At 58.5% G+C, this 16,988-nt stretch carries 11 protein-coding genes and 3 pseudogenes; 6 read left to right on the forward strand and 8 right to left on the reverse strand.

Annotated elements, in window-relative coordinates; translation table 11 throughout:
* Positions 1-166: 166 nt before the first annotated feature.
* Together ACR0EK_RS04755 and putA are read right to left on the reverse strand one after the other, a co-directional pair.
* A complete protein-coding gene (locus ACR0EK_RS04755) occupies positions 167-910 on the reverse strand; it encodes a rhomboid family intramembrane serine protease (RefSeq protein WP_480899415.1) in 744 nt (247 codons plus the stop codon).
* A gap of 42 nt (positions 911-952) precedes the next feature.
* A complete protein-coding gene (gene putA / locus ACR0EK_RS04760; protein ID WP_480899417.1) occupies positions 953-4,351 on the reverse strand; it encodes a bifunctional proline dehydrogenase/L-glutamate gamma-semialdehyde dehydrogenase PutA in 3,399 nt (1,132 codons plus the stop codon).
* Between the two features lie 108 nt (positions 4,352-4,459).
* On the opposite strand from putA, the gene ACR0EK_RS04765 reads away from it, so the two are divergent.
* The 4 genes and pseudogenes from ACR0EK_RS04765 to ACR0EK_RS04780 form a co-directional block, all read left to right on the forward strand.
* Positions 4,460-4,942: an Lrp/AsnC family transcriptional regulator gene (locus ACR0EK_RS04765; RefSeq protein ID WP_480475581.1), complete on the forward strand. Its 483-nt coding sequence runs from the start codon at positions 4,460-4,462 to the stop codon at positions 4,940-4,942.
* Between the two features lie 30 nt (positions 4,943-4,972).
* Entirely contained in the window at positions 4,973-5,539 is a 567-nt protein-coding gene (locus ACR0EK_RS04770) for a tetratricopeptide repeat protein (RefSeq protein ID WP_480773740.1), read from the forward strand.
* Positions 5,540-5,658: 119 nt separating this feature from the next.
* Positions 5,659-6,105 (forward strand): annotated as a pseudogene (locus ACR0EK_RS04775) (integrase core domain-containing protein); the annotation flags it as partial.
* Positions 6,106-6,139: 34 nt separating this feature from the next.
* Positions 6,140-6,328: pseudogene (locus tag ACR0EK_RS04780) on the forward strand (D-lactate dehydrogenase); the annotation flags it as partial.
* A 7-nt stretch (positions 6,329-6,335) separates the two neighbouring features.
* Here the strand turns inward: ACR0EK_RS04780 and ACR0EK_RS04785 are convergent.
* Positions 6,336-8,039, reverse strand: coding sequence for a SulP family inorganic anion transporter (locus tag ACR0EK_RS04785; RefSeq protein ID WP_480967629.1), 1,704 nt, complete (start codon positions 8,037-8,039; stop codon positions 6,336-6,338).
* A 327-nt stretch (positions 8,040-8,366) separates the two neighbouring features.
* A complete protein-coding gene (gene gph, locus ACR0EK_RS04790) occupies positions 8,367-9,026 on the reverse strand; it encodes a phosphoglycolate phosphatase (RefSeq protein WP_480557742.1) in 660 nt (219 codons plus the stop codon).
* Positions 9,027-9,243: 217 nt separating this feature from the next.
* Between gph and hemP the strand changes: the two genes are divergently transcribed.
* Both hemP and ACR0EK_RS04800 read left to right on the forward strand, forming a co-directional pair.
* Positions 9,244-9,411, forward strand: coding sequence for a hemin uptake protein HemP (hemP, locus tag ACR0EK_RS04795; RefSeq protein WP_480557740.1), 168 nt, complete (start codon positions 9,244-9,246; stop codon positions 9,409-9,411).
* A complete protein-coding gene (locus ACR0EK_RS04800; RefSeq protein ID WP_480475589.1) occupies positions 9,408-9,884 on the forward strand; it encodes a hypothetical protein in 477 nt (158 codons plus the stop codon). The genes hemP and ACR0EK_RS04800 overlap by 4 nt, the downstream gene beginning before the upstream one ends.
* Before the next feature lie 49 nt (positions 9,885-9,933).
* On the opposite strand, the gene ACR0EK_RS04805 is transcribed toward ACR0EK_RS04800, so the two are convergent.
* From ACR0EK_RS04805 to ACR0EK_RS04820, 4 genes and pseudogenes are all read right to left on the reverse strand, one after another.
* Positions 9,934-12,999 carry an aminotransferase class III-fold pyridoxal phosphate-dependent enzyme gene (locus ACR0EK_RS04805; RefSeq protein WP_480967630.1) on the reverse strand — a complete coding sequence of 1,022 codons (3,066 nt, stop codon included), beginning with the start codon at positions 12,997-12,999 and terminating at the stop codon, positions 9,934-9,936.
* Between the two features lie 107 nt (positions 13,000-13,106).
* A pseudogene (locus ACR0EK_RS04810) lies at positions 13,107-13,985 on the reverse strand (NAD(P)-dependent oxidoreductase); the annotation flags it as partial.
* Positions 13,986-14,080: 95 nt separating this feature from the next.
* A complete protein-coding gene (cueR, locus tag ACR0EK_RS04815; protein ID WP_480557736.1) occupies positions 14,081-14,470 on the reverse strand; it encodes a Cu(I)-responsive transcriptional regulator in 390 nt (129 codons plus the stop codon).
* Positions 14,467-16,935, reverse strand: a complete 2,469-nt coding sequence (locus ACR0EK_RS04820; RefSeq protein ID WP_480899426.1) for a heavy metal translocating P-type ATPase — start codon at positions 16,933-16,935, stop codon at positions 14,467-14,469. The genes cueR and ACR0EK_RS04820 overlap by 4 nt, the downstream gene beginning before the upstream one ends.
* Positions 16,936-16,988: the final 53 nt, after the last annotated feature.

Genomic DNA, 16,988 nt, shown 5'->3' on the forward strand with positions numbered 1-16,988 from the left:
GCGAACACGCGCACCAAATCTGGCATGCTGACCCCGAGTTCTCTTGGCACCTTCGCCGCGTTCTGCACGAACGGCAACAACCGCTCACAGGATGCGTGGGCTACCCAATTTTGGTATTCGATTTGGTAAGATAGCGCCCATGGGCTGATCGCCCCTCAGTTCAGCTTTATCGACGCGGAACGCGCGGTATACGTGACTGCGACAGCTTGTACTTTGCCTCAGGGTGGGGCGGGTGCCCGTGCGTGCGGTTCCAGAATTGCACGCCACCGCGTCGCAGCCATAGCGGCACGCATAGGATCAGCCCTACTGCAAATCCGCCGGTATGGGCCCAGTAGGCGATACCGCCTTCGTCCGGGTTGCTGGTGACGCTGCCAAAGAACTGTATCGCTAACCATACGCCCAGCATGATGAAAGCGGGGATGGTAAAGACCCTGAAATAGACAACCAGGATCAGCAGAATATCCACACGCGCTTTGGGAAACAGCAGCAGGTATCCCCCCATGACACCCGCAATCGCGCCCGAGGCGCCGACGGTAGGCACCTGAGAGTCCGGCCCTGTAACCACATGGATCAGACCTGCGCCGATACCTGCGACCAGGTAGAACAGCAAAAAGGGCAGATGGCCCATTTCGTCTTCCAGATTGTCGCCGAATATCCACAAGAACAGCATGTTCCCGGCCAGATGCATCCATCCCCCATGCAGGAACATGGATGTCCCAAGGGTTTCCAGACCAACCCCGTCACTGACCCGCGCCGGGATGATGGCATAATCGAAGAACAGCCGGTTAATAAGTGGCGCATCATTCATGATCCCCACATAGCTGAGGAAGATCAGGATGTTGGCCGCCAATAAGGCGTAGACAACATAAGGCGTGCGCCCCGAGGGGTTATGGTCGCGGATCGGAAACATGAGGTGACGCTGGGCTTTTGCGCGCCCAGCGTCAAGGCAAGCTTACGCCGCACCTCCCAACAACGCAGCGTTTCCGCCAGCTGCGGTCGTATCGACACACACATGGCGCTCACCCAACACACGCGCGCGGTCGGGTCTGCCGGGAATCAGGGGCAAAATGGGGCCGTCTCTGCGGGCCAGGTGCTGTTCGATCTGCTGCGCGGTTTCAGCATCCCCCCACCAAAGGACACCAGAGATACCGGTCAGGTTCTCTAACCGGTGAAGGTCAAGCATTCCGGTTGCCTGAATGGCGGTTCCACCCAGCGCCTGTACAGCTTCAGCCTGCGCGCGCGCCGCCGTTTCCCCCGGCCCCATGCACAGAAGAGGCGGGCGGGGATATTCGCTCAGCCGGTTCGATTCTCCGGTCGGACCGGGCAGAGAACGGGTTTGGATTGGGGCAGGCTGGCCTTGAGGGGCAGGTAGGTCTGCCAAATGCTCCCAGGATTCTGTCGTGATTTGCCGATCCGGTGCACAAAACCGGGCCATGTAATTCGGGCCGCCCGCCTTCGGGCCGGTGCCTGACAGCCCTTCACCGCCAAAAGGTTGGGAGCCAACGATGGCACCGATCTGATTGCGGTTTACATAGATGTTTCCGGCATGGATTGCTTCGGTCACATGCTGCACCCGGTCGTCGATCCGGGTTTGCAGGCCAAAGGTCAGCCCGTATCCGGTTGCGTTGATATCCGCGATGACCTTGTCGATTTCCTGCGCTTTGAACCGTGCCACGTGCAACACGGGGCCAAAAATCTCGCGCTCCAGCGCGGCAATGCCCGAGATTTCGATCAGCGTGGGGGCAACAAAGATGCCCTCTGTCGGCGGAGGCAGCTCTTTCAGAACGCGCCCTTCGGCCCGTGCAATAGCGACGTGATCGGCGATGACCTGCCGGGCCTGCGCGTCAATCACCGGGCCGCAATCGGTAGAGATCAGCCAGGGGTCCCCGATGCGCAGGGCGTCCATTGCCCCTTTGAGCATGGTCAGCACGTCATCTGCGATATCCTGTTGCAGGTACAGGCATCGCAGTGCGGAACACCGCTGACCCGCGGACTGAAAAGCGCTTTCAATGATCGATTGCACGGCCTGTTCGGGAAGTGCGGTGCTGTCGACGATCATGGCGTTCAGGCCGCCAGTTTCTGCGATCAACGGCGTGCCGGGGCGCATGGCCCCAGCCATTGCCGACCGGATTCTGAGAGCGGTCGTTGTCGAGCCGGTGAAGGCCACGCCCGAGACGCGCGCATCCGATGTCAGCGCCGCGCCCACGGCCGGACCACCCGGCAGCAATTGCAGCGCGTCGCGCGGCACACCAGCCTCATGCAGCAATTGAATGGCGCGGTGCGCGATCAGGGGTGTCTGCGGCGCAGGCTTGGCCAAAACGGCGTTCCCGGTCGCCAAAGCAGCCGAAATCTGCCCGGAAAAAATCGCCAGCGGGAAGTTCCACGGGCTGATGCAGGTAAATATGCCAGCGGGCTCGGCATCAGGAATGTTGGCGGCGTAGTAACGTAGGAAATCCACCGCCTCACGCAGTTCCGCCACCGCGTCGGGCAGCGACTTGCCAGCCTCACGCGCCAGCAGGGCGAACAACTCGCCGTAATGTGTTTCATAAAGATCGGCGGCAGAGTTCAGGATACGGGCACGTTCGACTGCCGGGGCCTGCCACGGCTTTGCCGAAGCCAGCGCCAGTTCAACATCCGCGTCACTTGCCGAGGCGACCGCACCTGGTTTGTCGGCAGGATTCGCCGGGTTGATTACCTGCTCATCCGCTTGGGGTTTGGCAGCGTCAGCCAGCAAGGGTTGTGCATACCAGTGATACGCGCGGAACTGGTCCCGCGCTGCGTCAACCTTGTCCAGCGTCGGGGTGTGGTGCAGATCGAAGCCCTTGGAATTGGGGCGATCCGGCTGGAACAGTTCGGGGCCGGTGGGCAGCGGGGGCGGAGGCGTTTGAACAGTAACAAACGGATCTGCGGCAACCACTTCCGGCGGGACGTTATCGTCGACAATCTGGTTGACGAAGGATGAGTTCGCTCCGTTTTCCAGCAGACGCCGCACAAGGTAGGCCAGCAGGTCACGATGCGCGCCAACCGGTGCATAAATGCGGCAGCGGGTCTTCTGCCTGTTCATCACAAGCTGATGCAATGTCTCGCCCATGCCGTGCAGGCGCTGGAACTCAAAAGGCTGACCTTCGGCCATGTGCAGGATGGCGCTGACTGTATGGGCGTTGTGGGTGGCGAATTGCGGATAGATCCGGTCTGTCATGCCCAGCAATTTGCGCGCATTGGCGATATAGGACACATCGGTGACCGCCTTGTGGGTGAAGACGGGAAAGCCGTCCACACCTTCGACCTGCGCGCGTTTGATCTCGGTATCCCAATAGGCGCCTTTGACCAGACGGACCATCAGCTTGCGATCGTGGCGTTCCGCCATGTCATAGAGCGTGTCCAGAACCAGCGACGCGCGTGGCCCATAAGCCTGAACTACGATGCCGAACCCATCCCAGCCGGCCAGAGCCGGATCGGACATCACCGCTTCAATCACCTGCAATGACAAAGACAGGCGATCCGCCTCTTCCGCGTCGACGTTTAGCCCCATACCAGCGGCCTTGGCCAAAAGGGCCAGCGCCCGCAGTCGGGGAACCAGTTCATCCATCACGCGCTTTTCCTGCGCCAGTTCATAACGGGGATGCAGGGCTGACAACTTGACTGAAATTCCCGGGTTGGCGCGGATATCCTCATGGGTGCAGGCTTCGGCGATGACCGAGATGGCGCGTGAATACGACAGGTGATATCGTGCGGCGTCCGCCTCGGTTCGCGCGGCCTCTCCCAGCATGTCGTAGGAGTAGGTATATCCCTTGTTTTCCATCCCGCGCGCACGCTCCATCGCGGCGTTGATGGACTCACCTAACACGAATTGCCGCCCCATTTCCTTCATCGCACGCGACACGGCGGTACGGATCACGGGTTCACCCAATCGCTTGATGGCCCCGCGCAGGGCGCCAACAGGCGAGGCCTTGCCTTCGTCCAGAACCTTGCCCGTCAGCATCAGGGCCCAGGTTGAGGCGTTAACCAAGGATGAAGACGAGTGCCCAAGATGCTTGCCCCAGTCCGAAGGGGCAATTTTGTCTTCAATCAACGCGTCAATCGTGTCGGCATCCGGCACGCGCAACAGCGCTTCGGCCAGGCACATCAGGGCGACGCCTTCGTCGGTGGACAGGCCGTATTCGGCAAGAAACACCTCCATCAACCCCGGAGACGTGCTGGAGCGGATGTCGCGCACAAGCTGCGCGGCGGCGGCGCTGATGGCGCCGCGGTCCGTGGCGCTCAGGCTGGCCTGAGAGATCAGGGTTTCAAGGATCGCCGACTGGTCAGCATAGGTTGAGGTGTCGATTAATGTACGCAGGGTATGAGACATGAGTCCTCCGGTCTTTGTGCCAATATACCTGCGAAAACTCAGGACAATCGCCTGAGTTTACGATAATTGAAGGCGGAACACCTGAAATTTCGCCAGAGAGCAGCGCAAATGAACTTTCCTGACCTGGACCGGTTTGACCGGTCGATTCTGAGAATTCTGGCCGAGGATGGGCGCATTTCGGTCGCCGATCTTGCGCGCGAAATTGGTCTGTCGAAATCACCGACACAGGCGCGCCTGAAACGGCTTGAAGCAAGCGGGGTGATCAAAGGATACCGGGCGATGCTGGATCCGATCAGACTGGGGCTGGACCACGTTGCCTTTGTCGAAGTGCGCCTGACCGATACCCGCGAAAAGGCACTGGCCGAGTTCAATGCGGCTGTCCGAAAAACTGCCGAGGTCGAGCAAGCCCATATGATTGCTTCGAATTTCGACTATTTGTTGAAGGTCCGCACAGCCACGATGTCAGAGTATCGTCGTGTTCTGGCCGAAAAGATTTCATCCATGCCGCATGTCGCCAGCACCTCGACCTTTGTGGCGATGGAGGCGGTTAAGGAAGCCGGCAGTTTGGGTGGGTTCGAGCATCAGGCTTGACGGATCAGGATTACGAGCCATCCTTGGTACATGACACACGCTTTCCTCTTTGCTCTTTCTGTTGTTGCCTTGTCTTGTGCGGCGCACGCCCAGTCCTGCCCTGATGCTCCGGATCATTCAGAAGGTGTGGATGCGCTAATCAATCAGGTTCGGAAGGCAGAATCGCAAAGTGATGCGCGCGCCATTTCCAACCAGATGTGGGAGCTTTGGACGGACGCGCCGGATGCGCGTGCGCAAGGCTTGCTGGACCGGGGAATGGCACGGCGGGAGGCTTGGGATTTACTGGGCGCGTTGGAAGAGCTTGACCAGCTTGTCGATTACTGCCCGAACTACGCCGAAGGCTACAATCAGCGTGCGTTTGTGAACTATCTCAGACAAGACTTCGCTGCTGCCTTGCAGGATCTGAATGTCACGATCGAGTTGTCGCCGAACCATATAGGTGCGCTGAGCGGTCGCGCCTTGTCATTGTTGGGTCTGAAGCGCCTTGACGACGCGCGCGCTGCCCTTGCCGCGGCGCTAGAACTTAACCCATGGCTGTCAGAGCGGGCATTGTTAGAACCCGGCGGTCTTTTGGAACCGCCCGGTCAAGATATTTGACGCCGGGTTTTCGAAAGAACCGAAAGGGAAACCTAACCTTTTTGCGGGCAAACTGGTTGTGTTGGACCCCTTCGGAGTTGTTCACTGGCTATCCAGTGGTATGGGTTCTGACTGGCGTGGGCGTGTATCGGACGCTGAACATCATTGACGAATACACCAGCGAGGTGCTGATGATCCGCGTCGATCGTAAGCTCAACTCAACAGATGTGCTGAATGCATTGACTGACCTGTTCATCCTCCGCGGCCCGCCGGCATTCATAAGATCCGACAATGGGCCGGAATTTATCGCCCAGAAGGTGCGGGAGTGGATTGCAGCTGTCGGGGCGAAGACGGCTTACATCGAACCGGGATCACCCTAGGAGAACAGTCATTGCGAAAGCTTCAACGCCCGGTTCCGGGATGAGCTGCTCAACGGCGAAATCTTCTAAAGCCTAAAGGAGGCGCAAACTCTGATCGAGCAATCTCGTATCCACTACAACACCGTCAGGCCGCACAGTGCGTTGGGCTCCTGCCCGCCTGCGCCCGAAAGCATCGTCCCGATAGACCAGAGGCCCACGATGCACTAACAAACAAACCGGACTACCCGATAGGGGCACGCGACCGAGCGCGCTGAAGGCGGCAATGCTGGCCCTGTTTGACGAGTGCGGTGCGGAATATCCTGCCGAACACTATGTGGGGCACATGTACAAAGCCAAACCCGATTTGGCGGCGCATTACAAATGCTGCGTTCCGACCAACTCTTTCAATCCGGGGAACGGGAAGATGTCCAGGGCGCGAAGCTACAGGTGATTAACGGTCACATGGGATTTGGGCGCGTGTGATAGGCATCCAGCAGGGCTTTGCCGTTTTCATAAAACGCAGTTTCACCAATCAGTTCTGTGATGCCGTAGCGATCCAGCTCGGCTTTCACATCTGGCTCGACCAGCGTGAAAACCAGCCGTATCCCCTTGGATTGTAGGAAATTGGCGATACTGCGCAACGTGAACCCGGCTGTGAAATCGACAACGTCAATTGCCGAGGCGTCGATGCAGAACCATGTCAGTTTTCCGTCTGCGTTCTGAACGATTGTTGTGACTTCCTCGGTGAATATCTGCATGTTCGCGTAGTACATGCCGTGGGAAAACCGGTAGATTACCAGACCGGGCTCGAATTGGTTTGGTGCTTCCAATCCCTTTGAACGCCAGCCACCGGACTCGGTACGCAATACTACCGAATTCTTTGGGTGGTATCCCCGGCGTGTGTGGTCGACCAAAGACAGGACCATGGCAAAAATGACGCCTTGCTCGACACCAACCAGAACAACCACGGTGGCGGTTGCCGTGGCAACCCAGAACTCGGACCGGGCCTGCCTGTAAATTGTTGCCATTCCGTGCAGGTCGATCAGCTTGAGACCGATCAGGAAAACGATGGCCGAAAGTGCTGCTGTGGGAAGATAGGCTAAAGGCTTGGTCAGAAACAGGATAACCAACAGGACTATTACCACTGTTGTCAGTTGCGCCACTTGGCTGCGCCCTCCGGCGCTGGCGACCATCTCGGTCTTTGTGGGGCTGCCATTGACCACGAATGTCCCCGTGAATGCGGCTCCGAAGTTCGCAAGACCCAGTCCGATCAGGTCCGTGTTTTCGTTGAAAGTCTCATCATATCTCGAGGCGTATGCCCGTGATGTTGCGGCGCTTTGTGCCAGAATAACAACGAAGATGGACAAGGCCGTGGGGAGCAATTGTTTGAACAAGGTCCAGCTCCACTGCACGTCCGGGATCGAGAACGAGGGCAAACCGCCGGCAACCTCTCCCAACACCGAGATTCCGGAAATGTTGAATGAAAAGGCCCAACTGCACAGGATCACCCCGACAATGGCAACCAATGGCCCCGGGATTTTGCGCGACAGTCTTGTGCATCCCAGGACAATGCCTAACACGGCTGATGAGACGATCACGGTTGGCCAGTTGACGTTGGATATGTTGAAGTAAACGTCCTTCAACCTTGCAAGTGTTCCGTGCCCAGCGGATTCGATGCCCAACAATCCGGGGATTTGACCCGTTGCAACCTGAATGCCCACGCCGGTCAGAAAGCCGACCAATACCGTTCTGGACAGAAAATCAGCCAGAAACCCCAGCCCGATGACACGCGCGGCAATCAAAAGCATGGCAGCCATAAGCGCCAGCAAGGACGCCAGTGCCAGATACTCAGACGTTCCGGACATCGCCAAGCCCGCCAGTCCCGAGGCGGTGATGGCTGCTGTCGCCGAATCGGCACCGACAACAAGGTGTCGGGACGATCCGAACAGCGCAAACAGAGCCATGGGAATCAGGATCGTATACAGCCCGGACATGACCGGAGTGCCGGCGATTTTGGTGTAACCCATGACTTCGGGGATCGCGAGGCAGGCAAAACTCAGACCAGCCAGCATTTCCGCCGGAAGGCGCGCGCGGTCAACAGGCAGAATGCCCTGCAGGATTTGCAGACGCGCCGCTCTCTGATTTCTGTCCTGTTTTTTCATGGGTTACCCTATACCCATTCAACCAGCGAACCGAATGTTCGAACCGTCGGGCTATCTTACAGGCAAATTATCACAGGTAAATTGTGTGGTCTGACGTGCCTCTTTTTCCAGTTTTTCAGTTATTTTCGCCGAACTACGGGAATCCCCCAATTTCGCAAACTGCCGATCAGGGGTAAACATGACCTACCGTACTTACCACACACAAACACGGTATTTACTTTCCCCGATGAGGGGCTGGTCACACCCCCTCGGCCGGCCCCTCTTAACTTTTTGGGGTTTGCGAAAGCCCAAGTCATTCGTTTTATGACTCGTGTCGAGTGAACTTACTTAGTTTTGGATCAATTTGGTCACGAGTGTCGGCAGTGTTTCGGACGCACTGTAAGCAACGGTGTGCGGTATATTGGCCACCGGGGTTTTGCGGTACCCTTCCGTGAACAGCAGAAACGGTATCCTGGCGTTTACAGCTGTTTCTGCGTCGACCTCGCTGTCACCCACATACAAGCGTGTGCCCGAGGTCCCAAGTGCTTTGAAGCTTTCCAGCAGGTGGCCCGGATCCGGTTTGCGAATTGGCAATGTATCACCGCCGAAAACAACGTCGAAGAACCGGGATAAGTTGAGCGCCTCCAGCACGTGACGTGCGGGTGCTTCGGGTTTGTTGGTGCAGATACCAAGAACGCAACCCATCTGTTTCAGTGTTTCCAGGGCCTCCAGAACCCCGGGATAAGGCACTGTCGTTGCACTGACCGCCGCATTGTAATGCTTCAGTGTCTGTTGGGTCAGTTCCGCGTGGCGATCCATGGGCAAATCACAGTGTCGCATCAAACGCTCGACCAGTTTGGGAAGGCCATTGCCAACAAACCCTCTGATCACATCAATGGGCACAGGATCGTGACCCAGACCGTTCAGCGTTTTATTGGCCGCTGCTGCCAGGTCCCCGACGCTGTCGACCAACGTTCCATCCAGATCAAAAACAACTGCTGCGGTCACGTTTTGCTTGCCTTTCAATACCCGCCCCAAGTCTTAACCCGTCGTTTTCAGGGGCGCAATCGGCTCAATGACGCCTGATTTGAAACAGCGCTTGACATTCCTTACTAAAATAATCAGATTTAATGACAGGAACGGAAAGCCAACCCTCTCGGGTCAGCCAGATAAAACGAAACGCAACAGGTATGGCACCATGCCGACTCGCTCTGGAGATGCCCCGATGAACGTACAGAACCCGACCTCAACCCAAGGTTATGCTGTCTCGATGCTGCCTGCGCACAAGGCCGAGGATTTGACCAAAGGTGGCCACCTGGCCCATATCGAGTTGGGTGACCAATTGTATACCCTGCGCATCACCCGTGCAGGTAAACTGATCCTGACGAAATGAGCGCGCATTCATTGCGCGGCGGTGCCGCGGTCGGCCGTCTGGCGGATCTTGATCCAGTCGAAGCGGGTGCGGTGATGTATCTGCGGATGTGGAGCCAGGGTGAAAGCGGTCGCGCTGATATCGCGAGCGATTTTTGCATAGCGCTGGGATCAGATTATGGGCGTGCCGCCATGCTGACGCTGGATCGTCTGTGTTCGCTTTGCGCAACGCATTGTCGACGCCCGCTAATCAGGCACGGTCTGGGGTGTGCATGTCTGGGCGCGGATGAGAATTGTTTTGCCCAAATGGTTGCCGCCGCATCCGAAGGGGCACGCGAAGACGCGATGATGATGGCGTCACTGATCGTGCGCCCGGATTTTGCGCCTGCTCTGGCATCCCTGTCGGAGGAACTGGGCCTGACGCTCCGGCGTATGACGACGGGAAATGCGATTCCGACGACAGGCCACGATACCCGCACTGCCGTTTTGCATTGACTGTGCTTGCAGGACGGTCAAACCCCGGCAAAGCGCCGGGGTCAATCCTTCAGCAGCACCCGCATCCCGCGTGGTGATGGTCGTGACCGCAAACCGGAGCAGGAGAGAAGTCACCGACCTCGGACAGCACGTCCCTTAGCGCCCACAGGATCATGTCCACATCCTCGGCCTCAATCGTCAGCGGTGGGCGGATTTTCAGGATGTTGTCCTTTGGTCCCTCACTGCCGATCAGAATTCGGTGATCACGCATCCGATTTTTGACATAGCTGCAAATCTCGGTTCCTTCGGTTCCGTCGGGATTGATCAGCTCAACACCCAGAAACAGTCCCATGCCCCGTACATCGCCAACGCAACCAAAGTCGGCTTCGATCTGGCGCAGCCCGATTTTCAGGCGGTCACCCATCTGACGCGCATTGTCCTGCAGGCCTTCATCATCGACGATGTCCAATACTTCCTTGCCGATCCGGCAAGACAGCGTCGATCCGCCAAAGGTCGAGAAGAATTCGATCCCGTTATTGAAGCTGTCGGCAATCGCCCGCGTCGTCACCAGCACACCCAGAGGGTGCCCGTTACCAATGGGTTTACCCATCACCACGATATCAGGAAGCGCGCCCTGATGTTCAAATCCAAAGTAATACTCACCCAGGCGACCCAGACCGGTCTGTACCTCATCTGCTATGCAGACACCCCCGGCGGCACGGATTTCTTCATAAACCGCAGGCAGGTAACCTTTGGCCGGAATGATTTGTCCACCGACAGACGGGAAAGTTTCGGCGATGAACCCGGCCAGACCCTGACCCCGGTCCTGCAAGGCAGCAATGGCCGGGTCCACAAGATCAGCAAATTTCTGCGCCCGATCCGCATCGTCACGCTTGAACGAACCGCGATAGTCGTCTGCAACTTCAACCAGTTCAACCCAGTCGGCTTTCCCGATGCCGCCCGGTTTGTTGAACTTGTAAGCCGATATCGCCACAGCCGCATTCGTATTGCCGTGATAGCCATGGTCTGGTGTCACGATCCCCTTGGCCCCGGTATGGGCACGGGCAAGCCGCAGGGCCAGTTCGTTGGCTTCAGTTCCGGAATTGACGAAGAAGCAGACCTCGAAGTGATCGGGCAGTTTGGACAGGATCTTGTCAGCAAAAGCTGTCTGTGCCGGATGCAGGTAGCGGGTATTTGAGTTCATCCGCTTCAACTGATCCGCCGCCACTGCCTGAATACGGGGATGCGCATGACCCACATGAGGGACGTTGTTATAGGCGTCCAGATAGGGGCGGCCCCATTCGTCAAACAGGTGATGTTTCCACCCGCGTACCAGCATGACAGGGTCATCATAAGTCAGCGACAGGTTGCCACCAAAGTGATCGCGGCGGCCTTGCAGGATCGCCTGCTTGTCGGTGGGTTGGTAGAACACCTTGTCATCCGGCAGGTTCAGCAAGGCCGCCGGGTTCGGGCAAACTGCGTGCCATAGCTCCATCTCATCCGGGTCGCCGACACCGGGCCAATCCGCTTCCATGCCATTGGTTGTCAACGCCAGCTGGAAATGCACATGTGGGGCCCATCCGCCATTCTGGCTGGCGTCGCCCAATCGGGCAAACGCCGACCCCTGTGCCACCGGATCACCGGGTTTCAACCGGTCACAGCATTCCGGGTCCAGATGACCATAGAGTGTATAGAACGGATCGCCCTCGGGTGTTTCATGGTGCAGGATAATTACCCCACCGTAATCGAGGTGCTGATCTCGGTTCTCGACCACCTCGACCCGCCCGCTCATTGGTGCGTGCAGCACCGTCCCTGCGGGTGCAAACACATCCACCGCCAGATGCACTGTTCGCCGGTCCGAGGCTTTCCATGGCCCTTTGCGAAATCCTGGCTCGGCATAAATCAGGCGGGGTTCGTTGTAATAGCCCAGCCACAGCCCTTCGCCGTATTCCTCGCCAACACGTGCGGCCTCGGCCAATGGCATGTGGAAAGGGTTCTGGGGCCACACGCAATTCTCGACTGACAACGACCCCATCGGAGTATCGCTTAGGTCCTGACCGAACATCTGGGAAAACCGGCCGCGATGTCCTTGCAGATACGCATGGATGCGTTCTGCGCCGTCCACGACCGGCAGCCCGCACGCTGCCCGAAGACGCGCAGACATCAGCCCGCCATTGACGGAAGCATTCTCAAGAAACCGCCACGCAGGTGCCTGAGAGATTGTCACATATGGGTCGTCCGGGTTTTCGACTGCCATCAGGGTCGAGTTGAGGACAGACACTGCCAATCGCATCCGCAGCAGCGGCCAGATCAGGTCGATCTCCTCGGCTTGCAGCCGGTTTGCGGCATGGTATCCCCGCACGAGAGCAGTCAATGCCCGCTCGGGTCTGGCATGATCTAGCACCACATAGGCCCCGGCGATCGCAAGATCACAGACGCGCGGTGCCGCACACATGTCACCCAGATCAATCAGGCCGGAAACCTGCCTCCGCTCACCCAATTCACCTTCAACCAGAATGTTATAGTCATTGGCGTCGTTGTGAATGGCCTGTTTCGGCAGCCGCCCCAGCCTATCCGTGATCGCCGTGAATTCGTTGCAGATATCCCGAAGCAACGCCCGACGCGCGGGATCGCTGATAGCGCCTATCTTGTTACTGATCCAACCCGCTTGCGTCAGGTCCCATTTGAAATCCGGGCGGTGCAAAGCTTCATGTTGAAACCCCTCCAGAGCGCGATCCGTTGCGCCCAGAACACGACCCAATTTCAGGATCAGCTCTTCGGATTTCGGGTTCGCTTGTGCATAGCATCGCCCGGGCAGGCGTTCCTGCAACCACACCAGCCGCGACTTCCCTTCGGAATCGGAATTTTCCGGCAATATTGCGCCGTTCAACGCCGGGAACACCTTTGGAAACGGCAACCCCGGTGCTTCCGAGGCGATATGCGCAAGTGCTTCGATCTGAAGATCTACCAGACCCGCATCGCACCCCGCGCGCATGACTTTCAGCACATAGTCCTGGCCATTTGTGGCTTGCGCCAGAAAGTTCAGATCATATTCGCCATCCAGCCGGGTCAACCGTGCGTCCAGTCCCCAGTTTTGGCGCAGCGCGTCCGCCCAGAAGTTCACCAAATCGCTCATGTCTTTCTCCGTCCCGCTCATCCGGGATCCTCTTCATCTGGCCGAAAATATCCTCGGGGGTGAATTGGCCCAAAGGGACAAGAGGGGGCAGACAGCCCCCCGACCCCTTAATCCAAGGCACGCAAACGTTTGAACAGCGATGATGTGTCCCATCGCCCGCCGCCCAGTTTCTGCACGTCCTTGTAGAACTGATCGACCAGAGCGGTCACCGGCAGAGACGCGCCGGTTTCATTGGCCGTATCCAGACAAATCCCCAGATCCTTGCGCATCCAGTCCACAGCAAAGCCATGTTCGAACTGATCATTCAGCATGGTTTCATACCGGTTTGCCATCTGCCAGCTGCCAGCCGCACCCTGGCTGATCACCTCAACAACGGCCTTCCCGTCCAGGCCCGCTTTTTCGGCAAAGTGCAAGGCTTCGCTGAGACCCTGAACCAGACCAGCAATCGCGATCTGGTTGCACATCTTGGTCATTTGGCCCGCGCCGCTGGCTCCGAGTCGACGGCAGATTTTGGAATAGACATTCATCACCGGCTCAGCCGCATCATAAGCTGCCTGATCACCGCCACACATTATCGAGAGAACGCCGTTTTCAGCACCTGCCTGACCTCCCGAAACAGGGGCGTCTACAAAAGCGATACCCTGAGATTGGCCAGCAGCGTAAAGCTCGCGCGTGACCTTTGCTGAAACTGTCGTGTGGTCGACAAAAATGGCCCCGTTGGACATTCCTTGGAACCCGCCGTCCTTTCCGGTGCAAACCGCGCGAAGGTCGTCGTCATTGCCGACGCAGGCCATGACAAACTCAGCATCCTTGACGGCGCCTTTCGGAGTGGTCGCCATTGCGCCGCCATGCTGCGCGACCCAGGCCTCGGCCTTGGTGGTCGTGCGGTTGTAAACGGTGACGTCATGGCCTGCGGCTTGCAGATGTCCGGCCATGGGATAGCCCATGACACCAAGGCCAAGGAACGCGACTTTTGCCATTTTGTGATCCTCTCCGCTGTTCGGTCGGCTTTAGCGAAACAGGCCTGACCGAAATCTCTGGCGAAGACAAAGCAAAGCTGCGCCCAAAGGGCAACCCCAAGTCAGCCTTTCCCGCCCAGATCTCGCAGGATTGGGCAATCGGGCCGGTCGTCCCCCGCGCAGGCCTCGATCAGATGGCTCAGCGTATCGCGCATGGCGTTCAGGTCAGCGATCTTGGTTTCAATCTGAACAAGATGATCGCGTGCAACCTGTTTCACGTCGGCACTGGCACGGGTTTCATCTTCGTAGAGTGCCAGCAGGGTTCGGCAATCCTCGATGGTGAACCCAAGCGCCCGGGCGCGGCCCAGAAAGTTCAGCTTGTGCACGTCCTGGTCGCGAAACCGGCGATAGCCATTGTCGTCGCGCATTGGTTTGATCAGGTTGATGTCCTCATAATACCGGATCGTCTTGGCGGGCAGGCCGGTGCGCGTGGAAACATCTCCGATATTCATGCGCGCACCTCTTTGGTGGCCGTACCTGAGGCTTCCGGCACGCTAGCGCGAATACGGCGCAGGCGCAGCGCATTCGAGACCACAAACACGCTCGACAGTGCCATTGCACCAGCTGCCAGCGCCGGGGACAGCAGATAGCCGCCAAACGGGTACAGCGCACCGGCAGCCACCGGTATCAGAAGGACATTGTATCCGAAGGCCCAGCCCAAATTCTGGCGAATATTCTTCATTGTCCGGCGGCTGATCTCGGTCGCATTCGCGACGCCCCGCAAATCACCGGACATGAGGACAACGTCGGCTGTTTCGATGGCCACATCCGTGCCGGTTCCGATGGCGATGCCGATATCAGCCGCCGCCAGAGCGGGGGCGTCGTTGATCCCGTCACCGACAAAGGCCAGCACTCCGAACCGGTCCCGTAAGGCCGTGATTGCGTCTACCTTGCCATCAGGCAGTACCTCGGCAGTGACATGATCAATCCCCAGCCGGTCGGCCAGAGCCCGCGCCGTGCGTGCGTTGTCACCCGTGATCATGGCCACGGTCAAACCCATCTGGTGCAACCGTTCCAGCGCTTCAACTGTGCCGGGCTTGATCGGGTCGGAAACGGACAAAGTGGCCGCTGCCTGCCCATCCAGAGCGACGAACAGAGGGGTTGCCCCCTGTGCGGCACGGGCTTCTGCCTCATCCGCCAGGGCTCCAAGGGTGATCCCACGCTGCTGCATCAACCGGTGCGAACCGATCAACACGTCGCGGCCTTCAACCAACCCTTGCAGGCCAAGCCCGGTAAGCGAACGGACATCCGATACCTCTGGCAGTGTCGCGGGCCCCGCGCGGGTGATGGCGGATGCGATCGGGTGTTCCGACCGTGCCTCAAGGGCTGCGGTCAGCCGCAGAACCTCCTCCCGGTCAAACCCCTTTGCCGTTGTCACGCTGTCCAGTTCGGGGCGCCCCAGCGTCAGGGTTCCGGTCTTGTCCAACGCAATGACGCGCGCCTGCTGAAGCTGTTGCAACGCATCCCCCTTGCGGAACAAAACCCCGAGTTCTGCCGCACGCCCGGTGCCCACCATGATCGAGGTTGGGGTCGCCAACCCCATAGCGCAGGGGCAGGCGATGATCAGAACTGAAACACCTGCGACGAGCGCCAGGGGAAGGGCCGGGCTGGGGCCGAAGATCAGCCAGAGCGCGACGGTGATCACCGCAACAGCGATGACCGCAGGAACAAAGCGATAGGTAATCCGATCCACCAACCCCTGGATCGGCAGCTTCGCGCCCTGCGCCTGCTGCACCATACGAATGATCTGTGCCAGAGCCGTGTTGCCGCCGACGCGGGTGGCGGTTGCCCGTAATGCGCCGGTGCCATTGACAGTACCACCGACAACAGGCGCGCCTGCCGACTTGCCAACAGGCACTGGTTCGCCCGTGATCATGCTTTCATCGACGTAAGAGGTGCCTTCAAGCACTTCGGCATCTACCGGCACACGCTCGCCGGGGCGGATGTGCAGGATATCTCCGACAACGATTTCGGCGATTGGCCGGTCCTGTATCTGTCCGTCCAGTTCGACCCGCGCGGTTTTTGGTTGCAGACCCACCAGTTTTCGGATCGCAGCCCCTGTTTTGCCTTTGGCACGCGCCTCCATCAGCCGGCCAAGAAGGATCAGAACCACGATCACCGCGGCCGCTTCGAAATAGACATTGGCTGTACCTTGCGGCAGCAGGCCGGGCGCGAATGTGGCCGTGACCGAGTACAGATAAGCCGCGCCGGTCCCAAGCGCTACCAACGCGTTCATGTCCGGCGTGCCCTGCAACAGCGACGGGATACCTTTGCGGTAAAACACACGGCCCGGTCCGATCAGCAAAGCCGAGGTCAGGGCAAACTGAATCAGATGGCTCGTCTGCGTTCCAATGGTCGCCTGTATCCAATGGTGGAAGACGGGGATCATGTGCCCGCCCATCTCAAGAATGAATACGGGCAGGGCTAGTGCCGCTGCCAGTATTGTGGAACGGACCAGCCGCTGAATTTCATCGTCTTCCCTGCTTTCTGGTTCCGCAACGCCTTGGATACGCGCGGGGTATCCAATTTCGGTAACAACCTGAGCCAGCGCCTCGGGTGTAGTTGTCGCTATAGCATAAGTTACCGTGGCCGTCCGAGTTGCCAGATTGACCTGTGCTTCGATCACACCAGCGGTGGATGCCAACGCGCGCTCGATCTTGCCAACGCAGGATGCGCAGTTCATGCCCTCGATACTCAGATCCGCTTCACTAGTTTCAGCCGGATAGCCAACTGCATCCAACGCCGCTGTCAGGGCCGAGACCGGCCCGTCAAATGCCACCTGCGCCGTTTTGGTCGCGAAATTGACCGAGGCCGCATCAACACCAGACACATCACGCAGTGCAGCCTCGACACGGCCCACACAGGATGCGCATCCCATGCCGGTGATTTTCAGTTCCGTCAGTGTTTTTTGCGCCATGCGACTCATCCCACGTGGTTGTCTGCCCTCCAGATGGGGGTTCCAGTGACAGG

It is taken from the genome of Ruegeria sp. AE4 (assembly GCF_056542185.1).

Bases quoted from the DNA above. Each gene is read 5' to 3' on its own strand.
- ACR0EK_RS04820 (WP_480899426.1), bottom strand. From the start codon at position 16,935: ATGGCGCAAAAAACACTGACGGAACTGAAAATCACCGGCATGGGATGC.
- hemP (WP_480557740.1), top strand. From the start codon at position 9,244: ATGAACGTACAGAACCCGACCTCAACCCAAGGTTATGCTGTCTCGATG.
- ACR0EK_RS04765 (WP_480475581.1), top strand. From the start codon at position 4,460: ATGAACTTTCCTGACCTGGACCGGTTTGACCGGTCGATTCTGAGAATT.
- ACR0EK_RS04770 (WP_480773740.1), top strand. From the start codon at position 4,973: ATGACACACGCTTTCCTCTTTGCTCTTTCTGTTGTTGCCTTGTCTTGT.
- ACR0EK_RS04805 (WP_480967630.1), bottom strand. From the start codon at position 12,999: ATGAGCGATTTGGTGAACTTCTGGGCGGACGCGCTGCGCCAAAACTGG.
- putA (WP_480899417.1), bottom strand. From the start codon at position 4,351: ATGTCTCATACCCTGCGTACATTAATCGACACCTCAACCTATGCTGAC.
- ACR0EK_RS04785 (WP_480967629.1), bottom strand. From the start codon at position 8,039: ATGAAAAAACAGGACAGAAATCAGAGAGCGGCGCGTCTGCAAATCCTG.
- ACR0EK_RS04800 (WP_480475589.1), top strand. From the start codon at position 9,408: ATGAGCGCGCATTCATTGCGCGGCGGTGCCGCGGTCGGCCGTCTGGCG.
- cueR (WP_480557736.1), bottom strand. From the start codon at position 14,470: ATGAATATCGGAGATGTTTCCACGCGCACCGGCCTGCCCGCCAAGACG.
- ACR0EK_RS04755 (WP_480899415.1), bottom strand. From the start codon at position 910: ATGTTTCCGATCCGCGACCATAACCCCTCGGGGCGCACGCCTTATGTT.